A 13,591-nucleotide genomic window follows, 5' to 3' on the forward strand; every position below is an offset into this window, starting at 1 on the left:
CTGCCATCCTAGGCCGCGGGCCGCGGCGGTGCGGCCGCTGTCCCGCGCGCACGCTGCGGCATAGGGTGGCCACATGAACGACGCCGAATCCGACGGTCTCCACTACGCCGCCTACCAGCGGCCCGGATCCGCGCCGGTGGACACCGGTCGGCCGGCCGACGCCCGAAGGACCGCCGAACGGATGCCTCCGGCGGTCGCACCACCCGCCGACGCACGTCCGGCGCCGACCGCACGGGACGCGGACGACGACAGCGAGGGGTTGGAGCCGCAGGGCAACGAGCCCGGGAGCATCCGCATGCACGGCGAGGCCGCGCCGCCGGCCGAACCGGTCCCGGGAGCGAGGCGAAGCCGGCCCCTCCCGAATCCGTTTCTGGTGGCCCTCTGGGTCGTGTGTGCGATCTTCGCGGCCGCCGCCGTGTGGACGACCCGTGAGCTGGAGTCCGGCTACGCCGCGATGTACTTCGGCCTCGAGCCGATCGGCCTGGCCTTGGACGAGGCGGAGACCCAGCAAAGGATGGCCCGGCTGCAGTATCTTCCGTCGATCACGACGGCGCTGATCACGGCGGCGGCTCTGGCCATGACCGCGGCGCTTACCGTCCATGCGTTCCGGTGGCGACGCAACCCCGCGGAGCCGGGCTCCGCCTAACTGCGGGAAAGGCTAGGAGCCGGAGAGCCTGACGTCCACCCACACGAGTCGATGGTCGCTGGTGCGGGAGGGTGTGCCGTCCACCAGGTCGGCTCCGTCCTCGCCGGCGGCGGGCCAGAAGACCCCCGCCGCGCCGACCGCAAGCGTTCTGGACGGGAGGACGTAGTCCACGCGCAGGGGACCCGCCGAACCGCTGAAGTCGGCGGTCCGAAGCGGTGCCGCGCCGTTCGAGGTGTCCTTCGGCAACAGTTCCGGCGCCCCCGACGTCGACCCGGTGCCGGTCACGCGGGCGGCTGCCCCGTTGGACGACGGAAGGGGGTCCGTCAGGTCCGGATTGGCCAGCAGCTTGTTGACCGCGCCCCGATACGAATCGCCGTTCACCGGATCGGCGTTGAGGTCCCCCAGGACTACAAAACGCTCGCCGGCCCTCAGCCCTCCGGTCTTGCCGGAGTCGTCATAGATGTAGGAGGCGGCCCTGCCGCCGGCGACGTAGTCGTTCAGCAACCGGATCTCGTCGTGGTTGCGCCGGGCGTTGCGGCGCTCGGCGCCGTCGAACACCGGCGGGGTGGGGTGGGCCGCGACCAAGTGGACGGTCTCGCCGTGGACGTCGACCGGCACATCCCAGTGCGACTTGCTGCTCAGCCGGAAGACGTTGCGCACCAGAGGCCCGTAGTAGCCGGCCGGCATGAGGTTGTCGGGCATGTCCTTCCACAGGAACCCTTGGAAGGTGCGGACCTGGTCCTGGAGGATCGGATACTTCGAGTAGAGGACCATGCCGAACTGGCCGGGGAAGTCGCCGAATCCGAACGAGTCCGCCGCCCCGCCCACGGTTCCGTCCCCGTCGAGGTCGGCGCCGATGGGCACGCCGGTATTGGATGGTGCCGTGTACATGTACGGGTAGGAGACACCGTCCTGGCCGTTTTGGCCGGCCGCGAGGTAGTTGTCCCGGAAGAGTCCGGCCGCCTCGTGGCCCTCGTCGTAATCGAACTCGTTCAGCAGCACCACGTCCGGGTTGGTGCGCTGGATGACCTCGGCGACCGCCTGCGCCTGCGCGTTGTTGGGGCTGGTCAGGTCCGAGACCAGGTCGCCCTCCGCCGCGCGGTTGAGGGCGACGTTATAGGTGGCCACGCGGAGATCCCCCGCCGGCGCCGATGCGTGGGGGGAGGATTGCTCGGACCACTTCCAGGCCCCGCCCGCGCCGATGTTCTGGCTCATGAAGTCCCGCTCATCCGAGGTGGTGTGTTCCGCGAATGCGGGCGCGCTCGCACCGACCGCCATCAAGGCAGTCAACACGAGGGCAAGAACCGCCCGGGGGAACGAACGCATGATGCAAGCCTAGGGCGTCCGCATTGCGGCAAGATGTCCGCCGGCGGTCCCTGTGGACGCCCGAGGCCCGTTCGGACCTGTGGGGGGCCGACCGTCGGACGCGATCCACCCGCCGCCTTGCCCGACTTTCCGCGGCTTGATGCTTCAGTCGGGCGGCGGCCGCAACCTGCCCGCGGCCTTCCGCCATCGTTGCGGGATCGATATCTACCGCATGCCGCCGTCCGCCGCGTGTGCCCGGCCGGGGAAAGTGGCGCGTTCCAGCAACTTCCCGGCCTCCGAATACGTGGACCACGTCCCGGTGCGCACTCCGTCGTCGTACTCGCCCTCGGACGCGAGCAGGCCGTTTCGATGGAAGAACCTCCAGGGCCCGTGCCTGTTCGGGCCGCGGTGGCCTCCCTCGGCCGCCACGCTGCCGTCCCTGAAGAGCTCGTTCATGTGGCCCAGCCTACGGTCCCGCGCCGGCGGATCCGGGGATCCGCCGCGCACAAAAAAACGCCCCCAGCGCCGGCCGTGGCCGGCGCGGGGGCGCCGAGGGTGGGCCCTGCGGGGATCGAACCCGCGACCCGCGGATTAAAAGTCCGATGCTCTACCAACTGAGCTAAAGGCCCTCGGCCGCAAAACGGCCGAACACCATGCTAGCGCAAGCGGAGGGCGGTCCCGCGTTGTGACCCCGCCCTCCCGTGCGCCGATCCGGAGGCGCGTTCGGAGTATCGTTCCTGCCATGGAAGCGAACGATTCCCGCGGTCGCGGATCAGGGCCTCCGCGACACCACAAGCCCAAGCCCTTCGCTCCGGCGGACTTCGAGCCGTTCGTCGGAGGCGCCGACCCCGCCCGGGTTTCGGAGGCCGCGCACTTGGCCGCGCAGGCGCTGGTCCACCACGGCCGGGCGAGCGAGGACCCCGCCATCACGGAACGGCTCGTGGCCTTGGCGGACAAGGAGGGCCTCGAAGCGATCGCCGAAATGTGGGCCGAGAGCCCGGCAAGGTCCCTTCCCGGCGCGCTGTGGCGCCTCTATGCCCTGCGGGCCGTGACCGTCCAGGATCCGGAACGGATGTCCGCGTACTTCTCAGCGGGGCGCCAGCGCGCCCAGGTGGAGCACGTGGTGGCCGGCGTCGCGGAGCCGCCCGGGGCCGAAGAGCTCCGCACGATGGCAGACTCGATCCTTTCGGGCGCTTTCGACGGCGATTTCGACGTTGCGCTGGAGCGGGCCGCCGCGTTCTGCAGGGTCGTGGCCCTTGGCCAGGTGAACCACGCGGACGCCGCTCAGCACTCCAACGAGGGCCACGCGAGCAAATTGACGCGCAACTCCCACCTGCTGGTCAAGACCGCGGAGGATCTCGAGGCCGCCGCGCAGGCATGGCGCCGAGACGAACTGGCCTGAGACGGACCGTGTTGACAGGACCGGCGGCCGGGGAGAAAACTGTAGGCGGTGTCGGACCGCGGTAACCCCGGGCTCCAACATGCAGCCGCTTCGAGCGGCCTTCCGCCGAGAGGCGTTCCCGGTTCGGCACCGCCCCTCGTAAACCGCCAGATGTCGGGACGGCGCGTTAAGCCGCGGTGCGTACACTGAGAGACGATCCGTGCTCCCCCTTGAAAACACACTGGCGGTTACTTCGTGAAATTCAGCCTGTTTCCCTCGGAAACCCGCGGCTTGGAACTGCTGCTCGGCCTGTGCGCGGAGGTCCAGAACTGCATCCAGATCCTGTCTCAGCTACTGGGGGCGATCTCCGAGGACCGCCCGGACCTGACGGACGAGCTGAACCGCGCCGAGACGCGGGCCACGGACCTGCACTACGCACTGCTGACACATCTCCGCACCAGCTTCGTGAACCCGCTGCCGCGGGAGGACCTGTACACGTTCTCGCGTCTCCTCCACGAGGTGGTGGCGGGGCTGTGCGGCGCGGGCGAACTGATGGGCCACCCGGGCGTCAAGTGGTTGTCCGAACGCGCCGGCGAGCAGCTTGAGATCCTGGGACGCCAGGCGGAGCTGACCACGGCAGCGATCGGCGAACTGGACCGCCTCGACGATCTCGAGGACACGTGGCTCCAGATGGTTCGGACCACCAAGCGCGCCTTCCGCACCCACAGGACGTGGATGGGCGAGCTCAGCGACCTCCAGAAGGCGTCGACGGTCATCAAGCACCGCTCGGTCGCGGAACAGCTCCTGGGCGCCGCCAATTCCCTCCGGGCGGTCGCCGACCACCTCGGCCGGGTCCTGGTCAAGGAATCCTGAGCGGGAATGGATGCCGCGTTGCTGGCCGTCGTTGTCGCGGCCACCTGTGGGTACGCGTTCCTGAACGGCTTCCGCGATGCCTCCAATTCCGTGGCGACCGCGGTGCGGACCAGGGCACTGACACCCACGGTCGCCGTGCTGACCACCGCCCTGTTCGTCTTTATGGGCACCATGCTCAGCACCAGTTTCGGAACCTATCTGGTGTCCGCCGTGGCACTGAACGTGCCCGACGGGACGCTGGGCCTGGGGCTCCTGCTCGCGGGGCTCGCGGCGGCCGGCGGCTGGGGGCTGTACTGCCTGTGGAAGGGCATGCCCACGTCCTCCACCCACGCCGTGATCTCCGCGCTGGCCGGGGCGAGCGGTGCCTCCGCGATCCTGGGCGGCGACGGCATGCACGGCGCGGTCACCATGATCCTGCTCGGCGTTGTGCTCCCGCTGGTCGTGACCCCCGTGGTGGGCTACCTCGTCGCGTACGTTCTTGTGGTGCCCGCGACGTGGTTATTGCGACACTCCACGTCTGGGGACGTCAACCGCATCGGGCGTGCCGGACAGGGCATCGGGGCCTGCGCCGTCGCGTTGGGCCACGGCTTGCAGGACGGGCAGCGCACCGGCGCCCTGATCACGTTGGCTCTGGTGACGGCACACGCCGTCGAACCCGGAGCCATTCCCCTCGGCGCGCAGCTCGCCGGCGCGGCGTTCCTGGCGGCGGGCGCCCTGGGCGGCGGCTGGCGGATCGCCCACACCATCGGCTACCGGCTGGTCTCCGTGGACCCGATGCGGGGCATGACGGCCCACACGGTCTCCGCGGCGATGCTGTACCTGGGCTCCATGGTGTTGCACCTGCCGCTGTCCACCACGCAGGCGGTCACCAGTGCCACCGTTGGTGCCGGCGCCAACCAGCCCTTCGAGACGGTCATGTGGCGCAACGCCCTGCTCGTGATCCGGTACTGGCTCGCCACGCCCCTGGTCTGCGGGGCCCTCGCGGGCATCCTGTTCCTCGCCATCCACCCGCTGCTCGCGTAGCGCCCGCCGGCGGCACGGCGGCCACTGCGGCTGCCGCCACACAAGGAAACGGCGGGTGCCGGCCAGAAGCCGGCACCCGCCGTCGATCCCCCTCAAGATCCCCTGAAGATCCCCCTTCAGGGCCGTCCCCGCCGGGTGGCTACACTCGGCGGGGAACGCTGTGGGGCCTATCCGAAGCGGCCCGAGACATAGTCCTCCGTCGCCTTGACGGAGGGGTTGCTGAAGATGGTGGCGGTGTCGTCGAACTCGATGAGCTTGCCCGGCTTGCCCGTGCCCGCGATGTTGAAGAACGCGGTCCTGTCGGAGACGCGGGCCGCCTGCTGCATGTTGTGCGTGACGATCACCACCGTGTAGTCGTTCTTCATCTCGTTGATGAGGTCCTCGATGGCGAGCGTCGAGATCGGGTCCAGGGCCGAGCACGGCTCGTCCATGAGGATCACCTCGGGCTTCACCGCGATGGTCCGGGCGATGCACAGGCGCTGCTGCTGTCCGCCGGACAGCCCGGAGCCCGGCTTGTCGAGCCGGTCCTTGACCTCGTTCCACAGGTTCGCTCCCCGCAGCGAGCGCTCGACCAGTTCGTCGGCGTCGGACTTGCTGATGCGCTTGGAGTTCAGCTTGACGCCGGCCAGGACGTTGTCGCGGATGGACATGGTTGGGAACGGGTTGGGCCGCTGGAAGACCATGCCGATCTGGCTGCGGACCGTCACCGGGTCCACGCCGGAGTCGTAGAGGTTGTCTCCGTCGAGGAGGACCTCGCCCTCGACGCGGGCGCCGGGGATGACCTCGTGCATGCGGTTCAGCGTGCGGAGGAACGTGGACTTGCCGCAGCCGGACGGGCCGATGAAGGCCGTCACGGACTTGGCTTCGATATTGATGTTGACGTCCTCGACGGCCATGAAGTTGCCGTAGAAGACATTGAGGTCTTTGACGTCGATGCGCTTGGACATGGGGATATTCCTTAGCTGAATTCTTGGGGCCTAGCGGCCGGTCTTGGGGGCGAACATGCGTGCGATCAGGCGGGCGCCGAGGTTGAGCACCATGACCATGGCGATCAACAGCAGGGCCGCGGCCCACGCGCGCTGCGCGCTGGGGTCGATGTTCGTCGGCGACGTCGGCGTCAGGATCTGGTAGTAGATGAACGTCGGCAGGGTCGCCATCCAGTTGTCGAAGACGTCCCAGTTGATGTTGTCCGCCAGGCCGGCCGTCACGAGGATCGGCGCGGTTTCGCCGATGACGCGGGCGATGGCCAGGGTGACGCCGGAGGCGATGCCGGAGATCGCCGTCGGGATGACCACCTTGGTGATGGTGCGCCACTTGCGCACGCCGAGGGCGTAGGCGGCCTCGCGCAGCTCGTTCGGCACGATCTTGAGCATTTCCTCCGTCGAACGGACCACGGTGGGGATCATCAGGACGGACAGGGCGACGGCGGCGACGATGCCCATGCGGGTGCTGGGCCCGAACAGGATGCCGAAGAGCGCGGCCGCGAACAGGCCCGCCACGATGGACGGAATGCCGGTCATCACGTCGACGAAGAACGTGATGCCCCGCGACAGGGCGCCGTTCTTGCCGTATTCCACGAGGTAGATGGCCGTCAGCATGCCGATGGGCACGGAGATGACCGTGGACCACAGCGTGATCAGGAGCGTTCCGACGACGGCGTGGTACGCGCCGCCGAGCACACCGGTTCCGGCCTCGACGGACTCGTTGTCCACCGCACCCGTCATGCCGTTCATGGAAGTGAACAGGAAGTCCGAGGTCATGCCGGGCATGCCGCGCTCCAGCACCGTCCAGATGACCGAGATCAGCGGGACGAGCGCCACAAGGAACGCGCCGTAGACGAGGTAGGTGGCGAAGGCGTTCCGGCCCTGCCGGCCGCCCTCGACCACAACGGTGGTGGCGGTCGCCGCGACGACGAAGACGACGGCGGAAAAGATCAGGAACGTCGCGATGCTGAAGCCCGCGAGCGAGGACAGCGCCGCGCCAAGGATCAGGGAGCCCGCGCCGACCGCGGGGATGGCCCAGGACGGGAGCCGGCCCTTGGAGAGCCGATTGCGCCGGGACGGCGTGGTTTCGGGAAGGGTCGTGGTTGCGTTGCTCATCAGTTGGCTCCCGAGAATTCCTTGTGCCGGGCAATGATCCAGCGGGCGATCATGTTGACGGCGAGCGTGATGACGAACAGCACCAGGCCCGCGGCGATGAGCTCGGCAAGGCGCAGACCGAACGCCTCGGGGAAGTTCAGCGCGATTTCCGCGGCGATGGTCTGGTTGCCGGTCTTGATCAGCGACGGGATCAGGCTGCCGGTGGAGAGGACCAGGGCGACTGCCATGGTCTCGCCCAGCGCGCGCCCGAGGCCCAGCATCACGGCGGAGATGATGCCGGGGCGGGCGAAGGGCAGCACCGCCATGCGGATCATTTCCCAGCGCGTGGCGCCGAGCGCCAGCGCGGCCTCCTCGTGGAGGCTGGGGGCCTGCAGGAAGATCTCCCGGCTGAGCGAGGTGATGATGGGCAGCACCATCACGGCCAACACGATGCCCGCGGTGAGCATCGTCTTGCCCGTCTGGCTCGCGGGCCCCTCGAACAGTGGAATGAAGCCCATGTTCTGCGCGAGCCACTCGTAGGCGGGAACCAGGGCGGGCGCCAGGACCATGTAGCCCCACGCTCCGTAGATCACGGAGGGGATCGCCGCGAGGAGATCGATCACGTAGCCGAGGCCGGCGGCGAACCGCCGCGGCGCGTAGTGGGAGATGAAGAGGGCGACGCCGATGCCGATCGGCGTCGCGATGAGGATCGCGATCGCCGCCGCGATGATCGTGCCCACAACGATGGGCCAAATGTAGTTGAGGAAGCCTTCGCCCCCGCTGATGTCGGCGGGATCCGCCTGGAAGGCGGGGAGGGCCTGCACAAGGAGAAACATGGCAACGGCAAACAGCGTCACCAGGATGAGGATGCCGGCGGACAGGGAGAGGCGGGAGAAGATCTTGTCTCCGGCCTGTCCGGACGTTCCGCGGCTTTTCAGCGCACTGGTAGTCATTTTGACCTTTCGGTCCGTGGTGGCGTCCGCTGCCAATGGGGGGATCCGGCTGGCGGCCGCACTATCTTGAGGGGACGAACGGCCGGTCCCGTCCCGGCGACCAGCGTCGCTCGGGGCGGGACCGCCCACTTCGTTTACTTCTTCTTCAGTACAACACGGGCAGGGGCGGAGCCCGCGCGATTTCCTCCGGCTAGGACGCGACCTTGATGGACTCGAGGGCCGCGAGGGCCTTCTCGCGCAGCGAGTCGGAGATCGGGGCGTTGCCCGCCGAGCCCGCGGCCGCTTCCTGGCCCTCTTCGCTTACGACGTACTCGCCCCAGGCCTTGACCAGGTCGACAGTCTCCTGGTCCTTGTAGGTGGAGCAGTAGATGTGGTAGCTCACGAGGATGATCGGGTAGGCGCCCGACTCGGTGGTGTCGCGCTCCAGATCCAGGGACATGTCGACGTCGCTGCGCCCCTCGACCGCAGTCGCGGTCTCGACGGCCTTGGCGGCCGCCTCGGAGGACAGCTGGGTGTACTCCTCGCCAACCTTGACGGAGACGACGCCGAGGTCGCCGACCGCGGAGGCGTCCGCGTAGGTGATGGCGCCCGGGGTGGAGGTGGTTGTGGAGACGACGCCGGAGGTGCCCTTGGCGTTCTCGGACTGGATGTCGGACGGCCAGTCGCCGGAGACCTCGTAGGTCCAGACGTCCTTGGCGGCGGCGGCGAGGTACTCGACGAAGTTCTCGGTCGTGCCGGACTCGTCGTTGCGGTGCACCACGGTGATGGCGGTGTCCGGGAGCTCGACCCCCTCGTTCTGGGCCGCGATCGCCTCGTCGTTCCAGGTGGTGATTTCCTTCTTGAAGATCTTCGCGATCGTGTCGGCGTCCAGCTTCAGCTCGTCGACGCCCTCGAGGTTGTACGCGACGGCGATCGGGGAGATGTAGGCCGGGATGTTGAAGGCCCCGTCCGGTCCGCAGAACTCCTTGGCGCTCTCCAGCTCCTCGTCCTTCAGGTATGCGTCGGAACCGGCGAACTGGGCGCCGCCGGCGAGGAACGCCTCGCGGCCCGCGCCGGATCCGTCCGGGGAGTACTGCACGGTGACGTCGGAGTTGGCGGATTCGAAGCCGGCCTTCCAGGCGTCCATGGCGGACTTCTGCGACGAGGCGCCGATGCCGGTGAGCGTACCGGTGACCGACGCGCCGGAGGGGGAGCCGTCGGCGGACGACGGGGTGGTGCCGGTGGCGTTGTCCGAGCCGCAGGCAGTCAGGCCAAGCGCGGCGACGGAGAGAACGGCTGCGGCTTTGCCGAGGCGGGTAACCTTCACGAGTTTTCCTTCTTTGAACGGATCGGTGGGGATCGGCCTTGGTGGCGCGGATGGCGTTGCTGCCGCGCCTCCCCAGGCAGGCGGATCCAGCATGATTCGATCCGCTCCCTAGAGAAGTTATGCGGGCGAGGTAAAGGGATGCTCCGGCAAAGGTGAACGGAGGGTTAACAGACGCCGCGCTGGCCCTCCCGCGGGCCTTCGTGGCCCGGTTTTCCGCGACTTTACGGGGCGCAGGGGACGCCATGAGATTCGCGTCACCACCGCCCACGCGTGCAGACTGTAACCATGACCCAGGCCAAGCCCCTCCCCCGGCTCGCCGCGTTCGCCCGGCGGCGCACGCGGGTCGGCGTCCTGCGGGTGCGCTCCTCGCTGCTGAAGATCGTGCAGATCACGGTGTGCGCCGTGACCGCGTACTGGTTCGCCGAGATCGTGCTGGGCCACGAGGGACCCCTTTTCGCGGCGACATCGGCCATGATCGCGCTGGGTTTCGGCCGGGACACCCGCATGCGCCGCACGCTGGAGGTCGCCTTCGGCTGCACGCTCGGCATCCTCATCGGCGATGTGCTGCTCTCCATCCTCGGCACCGGGCTGTGGCAGGCCGCCATCGTCGTCTTCGTCTCCCTGGTGGTCGCTCGGTTCTTGGACAGCGGGACGATCTTCAGCACACAGCTGGGGCTCCAGGCGCTGCTGGTGGTCCTGCTGCCCGCGCCGTCGGACGGGGTGTTCGCGCGCAGCGCCGATGCGGTGGTTGGCGGGCTCATCGCCCTGGTGATCACCGTCCTGACACCACGGGACCCGCGCCGCGAGCCCGCCCACGACGTCCGCAAGCTGCTGCACGAGCTCTCGGGCGTCCTCCGCGAGAGTTCAACGGCGATGCGCCAGTCCGACTCGACCCTGGCCTGGCACGCCCTCGTCAGGGCGCGCGGCACGCAGGGGCTGATGAACGCCATCCCCGCCTCCGTGCGCGGAGCGCAGGAGGTCGCCACCATGTCGCCCGCCTTCCGCCGCCAGCGCGGGGAACTCGAGCGCCTGCGCCGGATCGCGAACAAGGCCGACCTGGCCGTGCGCAATTCCCGGGTCTTCGCGCGCAGGCTGGCCTCCGTGATCAACCACGCGGCGTTGAGCGACGAAGCGATCGAGGAGCTTTCGCCCTTCCTCGACGAGTTGGCGGACGCCGTGGACGTGCTCGCCCGTTCGGTGTCGGAGCCGCAGCAGGCCGGCAGGGACCGCGCCGAGCACACGGCCAGGAAGGACCTCGCCGCGTGCGCCACGCAGTTGAGTCCGCGGGGCTTCAACGTCTCGGGCGTGCAGGGCGAGGGGCTGGTCCTGCTGTTGCGGCCGCTGGTCGTGGACCTGATGGAGGCCGCGGGGATCGGGCACGACGAGGCCGCCGGATACCTACCGAAGCTCTAGGCGGCATGCCGCCGTCCCGACTGTCGGGACGAACCGATAGAGTCGTGCTCCATGGCCACCAAGACCTCCGCGCGCCCCAAGTCCGGCCCCGCCTACCGCTGTGCCGAGTGCGGGTGGACCACCGCAAAGTGGGTGGGCCGCTGTGGCGAGTGCCAGGCCTGGGGCAGCGTCGGGGAGATCGGGCAGGTCACCGCCAAGACGACGGCGGCCGCCACCATCTCCCGTCCCGCCCAACCGATCGCCGACGTCGACGCCTCGGTGGCTTCCTACCGCCCCACCGGGGTCGGCGAGTTGGACAGGGTCCTCGGAGGCGGGCTGGTTCCCGGCGCCGTGATCCTGCTCGCCGGCGAGCCGGGAGTGGGCAAGTCGACCCTCCTCTTGGACGTCGCCGCCCGGACCGCGCGCGGCAACCGCCGCGTCCTTTACATCACGGGCGAGGAGTCTGCCGCCCAGGTCAAGATGCGCGCCGAGCGGATCAACGCCGTCGCGGACACCCTCTACCTCACGGCGGAAACCGACCTGGGGATCGCCCTGGGGCAGATCCAGCTGCTGGACCCCGAACTGCTCATCGTCGACTCGGTGCAGACGCTGTCCTCCTCGGAGACCGACGGCACCGCGGGCGGCGTCACGCAGGTCCGCGAGGTGGCCGCCTCGCTGATCAACGCCGCGAAGAAGCGCAACATGACCACTCTGCTGGTGGGCCACGTGACCAAGGAGGGTTCCATCGCCGGTCCCAGGCTGCTGGAGCATCTGGTGGACGTCGTGTGCCAGTTCGACGGCGAGCGCCACTCGCGCCTCCGCCTGCTGCGCGCCATCAAGAACCGTTACGGGCCCACAGACGAGGTGGGCTGCTTCGACCTCACGGAAACCGGCATCGAGGGCCTCACCGATCCCAGCGGCCTCTTCGTCACACGGACCAAGGAACCCGTCTCGGGGACCTGCATCACCGTCACGCTTGAGGGCCGTCGTCCGCTTGTGGCCGAGGTCCAGTCGCTGTTGGCGAAGACCGCCAATTCGCAGCCCCGCCGGGCCACGAGCGGACTGGACTCCGCCCGCACGGCCATGATCCTCGCGGTCCTGCAGAGCCGCGCGGGATTGGACCTTTCGACGCTGGATTCCTACGTCGCCACGGTGGGCGGCGTGCGCCTGAGCGAGCCCGCCGTGGATCTGGCCGCGGCCCTGGCCATCGCCGGGGCCAAGCTGGACCGCCCGCTCCCGTCCCAGTTCATCGCCTTCGGCGAGGTGGGCCTGGCGGGCGAGGTCCGGCCCGTGCCTGACATCGCTCGGCGCATCACCGAGGCCGAGCGGCTGGGCTTCCGCTACGCCGTGGTGCCTTCCTCCCCCAATGGCCCCGGGCAGGTGCCCGCCGGATTCCGCGTGTGGGAGGTCAGCACGCTCGCGGAGGCCCTCGAGGTCGCCTTCCGGGCCTGACCGCGTAACGAACGGGTACCAGATCCCGCCCGGCGTGCCGCTGATCGCCCGCCGCATCGGGTGGCACCTACGATGGTGGTACCCGCCGGAAGGAACGGTCCATGCCCAAGAGCCCAGAAGAAGCGCTGCGGACGACGCTTGCCCGCGTCGCCCCCGGGACGCACCTGCGTGACGGGCTCGAGCGCATCCTGCGCGGACGCACGGGCGCCCTGATCGTCCTGGGTTCGGACCGCACGGTGGACAGCATCTCCTCGGGCGGCTTCGACATCAACATCGTCTTCTCCCCCACGCGCCTGCGCGAGCTCGCGAAAATGGACGGAGCAATCGTCTGCGACCGCGACGGCTCCAACATCCTGAAGGCCGCGGTCCAGCTGGTTCCGGACCACACCATCCCCACGCAGGAATCCGGCACCCGCCACCGCACGGCCGAGCGCGTGGCCATCCAGACGGGTTTCCCCGTCATCTCCGTCTCCCAGTCCATGCAGATCATCGCCATCTACATCCAGGGCATTCGGCACGTCCTCGAGGGATCCGAGCCGATCCTGGCGCGCGGCAACCAGGCCCTCGCGACCCTGGAGCGCTACCGGACCAGGCTCGACCAGGTCACCAGCTCCCTCTCGGCGCTCGAGATCGAGGCGATGGTGACGGTCCGCGACGTGGCGGTGGTCCTCCAGCGCCAAGAGATGGTTCGCCGCATTTCCGAGGAGATCGCGCAGTACGTCCTGGAGCTGGGCGTCGACGGGCGACTGCTGGCGCTGCAACTCGACGAGCTCAGTGCGGGGTTGGGCGCGGGTGGCGACCTGCTGCTGAAGGACTACTCCGAGCTCGGCACCGAACCGCAGGAGATCGAGGCCGCGCTGGCGACGCTGCACGGTTTCTCCTCCGCGGACATGATCGATCTGGGGAAGATCTCCACCATCATGGGCTTCACGCCCGGCACGGACTCCCTCGACGCCGTCCTGCATCCCAAGGGCTACCGCCTGCTCGCGGGGATCAAGGCCCTGCCGCGCGCGGTGGCGGACCGGCTGGTGGCAAACTTCGGTGGCCTACAGCGGCTGATGGCCGCCAACATCGAGGACCTGATGGCGGTCGACGGCATCGGCGAGCAGCGCGCGCGGACGGTCCGCGAGGGGCTGTCGCGGGTGGCCGAATCCAGCCTGCTCGACCGCTTTATGTAGCGCG

General features: G+C 69.1%; 13 protein-coding genes and 1 tRNA gene. 7 read left to right on the forward strand and 7 right to left on the reverse strand.

What is annotated here, in order from left to right; genetic code table 11:
- Positions 1-73 precede the first annotated feature (73 nt).
- Entirely contained in the window at positions 74-646 is a 573-nt protein-coding gene (locus tag AC3ZJJ_RS15155) for a hypothetical protein (RefSeq protein WP_489892649.1), read from the forward strand.
- A gap of 12 nt (positions 647-658) precedes the next feature.
- On the opposite strand, the gene AC3ZJJ_RS15160 is transcribed toward AC3ZJJ_RS15155, so the two are convergent.
- From AC3ZJJ_RS15160 to AC3ZJJ_RS15170, 3 genes are all read right to left on the reverse strand, one after another.
- Positions 659-1,972: an endonuclease/exonuclease/phosphatase family protein gene (locus tag AC3ZJJ_RS15160; RefSeq protein ID WP_489892650.1), complete on the reverse strand. Its 1,314-nt coding sequence runs from the start codon at positions 1,970-1,972 to the stop codon at positions 659-661.
- Positions 1,973-2,176: 204 nt separating this feature from the next.
- On the reverse strand, positions 2,177-2,407 hold the full coding sequence (locus AC3ZJJ_RS15165) for a toxin-antitoxin system YwqK family antitoxin (protein WP_489892651.1): 231 nt from the start codon (positions 2,405-2,407) through the stop codon (positions 2,177-2,179).
- A 100-nt stretch (positions 2,408-2,507) separates the two neighbouring features.
- A tRNA-Lys gene (locus tag AC3ZJJ_RS15170) sits at positions 2,508-2,580 on the reverse strand.
- Positions 2,581-2,693: 113 nt separating this feature from the next.
- Here AC3ZJJ_RS15170 and AC3ZJJ_RS15175 point away from each other — a divergent pair.
- The 3 genes from AC3ZJJ_RS15175 to AC3ZJJ_RS15185 all read left to right on the forward strand — a co-directional run bounded on the left by AC3ZJJ_RS15175 (position 2,694) and on the right by AC3ZJJ_RS15185 (position 5,228).
- The gene (locus tag AC3ZJJ_RS15175) at positions 2,694-3,353 is read left to right on the forward strand and encodes a hypothetical protein (protein WP_489892652.1); all 660 of its coding nucleotides are present in this window, start codon (positions 2,694-2,696) and stop codon (positions 3,351-3,353) included.
- Positions 3,354-3,587: 234 nt separating this feature from the next.
- On the forward strand, positions 3,588-4,205 hold the full coding sequence (locus AC3ZJJ_RS15180) for a DUF47 domain-containing protein (protein ID WP_489892653.1): 618 nt from the start codon (positions 3,588-3,590) through the stop codon (positions 4,203-4,205).
- A gap of 6 nt (positions 4,206-4,211) precedes the next feature.
- Entirely contained in the window at positions 4,212-5,228 is a 1,017-nt protein-coding gene (locus AC3ZJJ_RS15185) for an inorganic phosphate transporter (RefSeq protein ID WP_489892654.1), read from the forward strand.
- A 167-nt stretch (positions 5,229-5,395) separates the two neighbouring features.
- Here AC3ZJJ_RS15185 and pstB read toward each other — a convergent pair whose 3' ends face one another.
- The 4 genes from pstB to pstS all read right to left on the reverse strand — a co-directional run bounded on the left by pstB (position 5,396) and on the right by pstS (position 9,565).
- Positions 5,396-6,175: a phosphate ABC transporter ATP-binding protein PstB gene (gene pstB, locus AC3ZJJ_RS15190; RefSeq protein ID WP_489892655.1), complete on the reverse strand. Its 780-nt coding sequence runs from the start codon at positions 6,173-6,175 to the stop codon at positions 5,396-5,398.
- Positions 6,176-6,205: 30 nt separating this feature from the next.
- The gene (gene pstA, locus AC3ZJJ_RS15195; protein ID WP_489892656.1) at positions 6,206-7,327 is read right to left on the reverse strand and encodes a phosphate ABC transporter permease PstA; all 1,122 of its coding nucleotides are present in this window, start codon (positions 7,325-7,327) and stop codon (positions 6,206-6,208) included.
- Positions 7,327-8,259: a phosphate ABC transporter permease subunit PstC gene (gene pstC / locus AC3ZJJ_RS15200; protein ID WP_489892657.1), complete on the reverse strand. Its 933-nt coding sequence runs from the start codon at positions 8,257-8,259 to the stop codon at positions 7,327-7,329. The genes pstA and pstC overlap by 1 nt, the downstream gene beginning before the upstream one ends.
- Positions 8,260-8,449: 190 nt before the next feature.
- A complete protein-coding gene (pstS, locus tag AC3ZJJ_RS15205; RefSeq protein ID WP_489892658.1) occupies positions 8,450-9,565 on the reverse strand; it encodes a phosphate ABC transporter substrate-binding protein PstS in 1,116 nt (371 codons plus the stop codon).
- Positions 9,566-9,850: 285 nt separating this feature from the next.
- Here pstS and AC3ZJJ_RS15210 point away from each other — a divergent pair, with 285 nt between their 5' ends.
- From AC3ZJJ_RS15210 to disA, 3 genes are all read left to right on the forward strand, one after another.
- Positions 9,851-10,978 carry an FUSC family protein gene (locus AC3ZJJ_RS15210; RefSeq protein ID WP_489892659.1) on the forward strand — a complete coding sequence of 376 codons (1,128 nt, stop codon included), beginning with the start codon at positions 9,851-9,853 and terminating at the stop codon, positions 10,976-10,978.
- 51 nt (positions 10,979-11,029) lie between these two features.
- Positions 11,030-12,409, forward strand: a complete 1,380-nt coding sequence (radA, locus tag AC3ZJJ_RS15215; RefSeq protein ID WP_489892660.1) for a DNA repair protein RadA — start codon at positions 11,030-11,032, stop codon at positions 12,407-12,409.
- 101 nt (positions 12,410-12,510) lie between these two features.
- Complete coding sequence (disA, locus tag AC3ZJJ_RS15220) at positions 12,511-13,587, forward strand: DNA integrity scanning diadenylate cyclase DisA (protein ID WP_489892661.1); 1,077 nt, start codon at positions 12,511-12,513, stop codon at positions 13,585-13,587.
- The last annotated feature ends 4 nt before the right edge of the window (positions 13,588-13,591 follow it).

This window comes from Arthrobacter sp. AOP29-A2-19 (genome assembly GCF_058138025.1).

Bases quoted from the DNA above. Each gene is read 5' to 3' on its own strand.
- AC3ZJJ_RS15155 (WP_489892649.1), top strand. From the start codon at position 74: ATGAACGACGCCGAATCCGACGGTCTCCACTACGCCGCCTACCAGCGG.
- AC3ZJJ_RS15160 (WP_489892650.1), bottom strand. From the start codon at position 1,972: ATGCGTTCGTTCCCCCGGGCGGTTCTTGCCCTCGTGTTGACTGCCTTG.
- AC3ZJJ_RS15165 (WP_489892651.1), bottom strand. From the start codon at position 2,407: ATGAACGAGCTCTTCAGGGACGGCAGCGTGGCGGCCGAGGGAGGCCAC.
- AC3ZJJ_RS15175 (WP_489892652.1), top strand. From the start codon at position 2,694: ATGGAAGCGAACGATTCCCGCGGTCGCGGATCAGGGCCTCCGCGACAC.
- AC3ZJJ_RS15185 (WP_489892654.1), top strand. From the start codon at position 4,212: ATGGATGCCGCGTTGCTGGCCGTCGTTGTCGCGGCCACCTGTGGGTAC.
- pstB (WP_489892655.1), bottom strand. From the start codon at position 6,175: ATGTCCAAGCGCATCGACGTCAAAGACCTCAATGTCTTCTACGGCAAC.
- pstA (WP_489892656.1), bottom strand. From the start codon at position 7,327: ATGAGCAACGCAACCACGACCCTTCCCGAAACCACGCCGTCCCGGCGC.
- pstC (WP_489892657.1), bottom strand. From the start codon at position 8,259: ATGACTACCAGTGCGCTGAAAAGCCGCGGAACGTCCGGACAGGCCGGA.
- AC3ZJJ_RS15210 (WP_489892659.1), top strand. From the start codon at position 9,851: ATGACCCAGGCCAAGCCCCTCCCCCGGCTCGCCGCGTTCGCCCGGCGG.
- radA (WP_489892660.1), top strand. From the start codon at position 11,030: ATGGCCACCAAGACCTCCGCGCGCCCCAAGTCCGGCCCCGCCTACCGC.
- disA (WP_489892661.1), top strand. From the start codon at position 12,511: ATGCCCAAGAGCCCAGAAGAAGCGCTGCGGACGACGCTTGCCCGCGTC.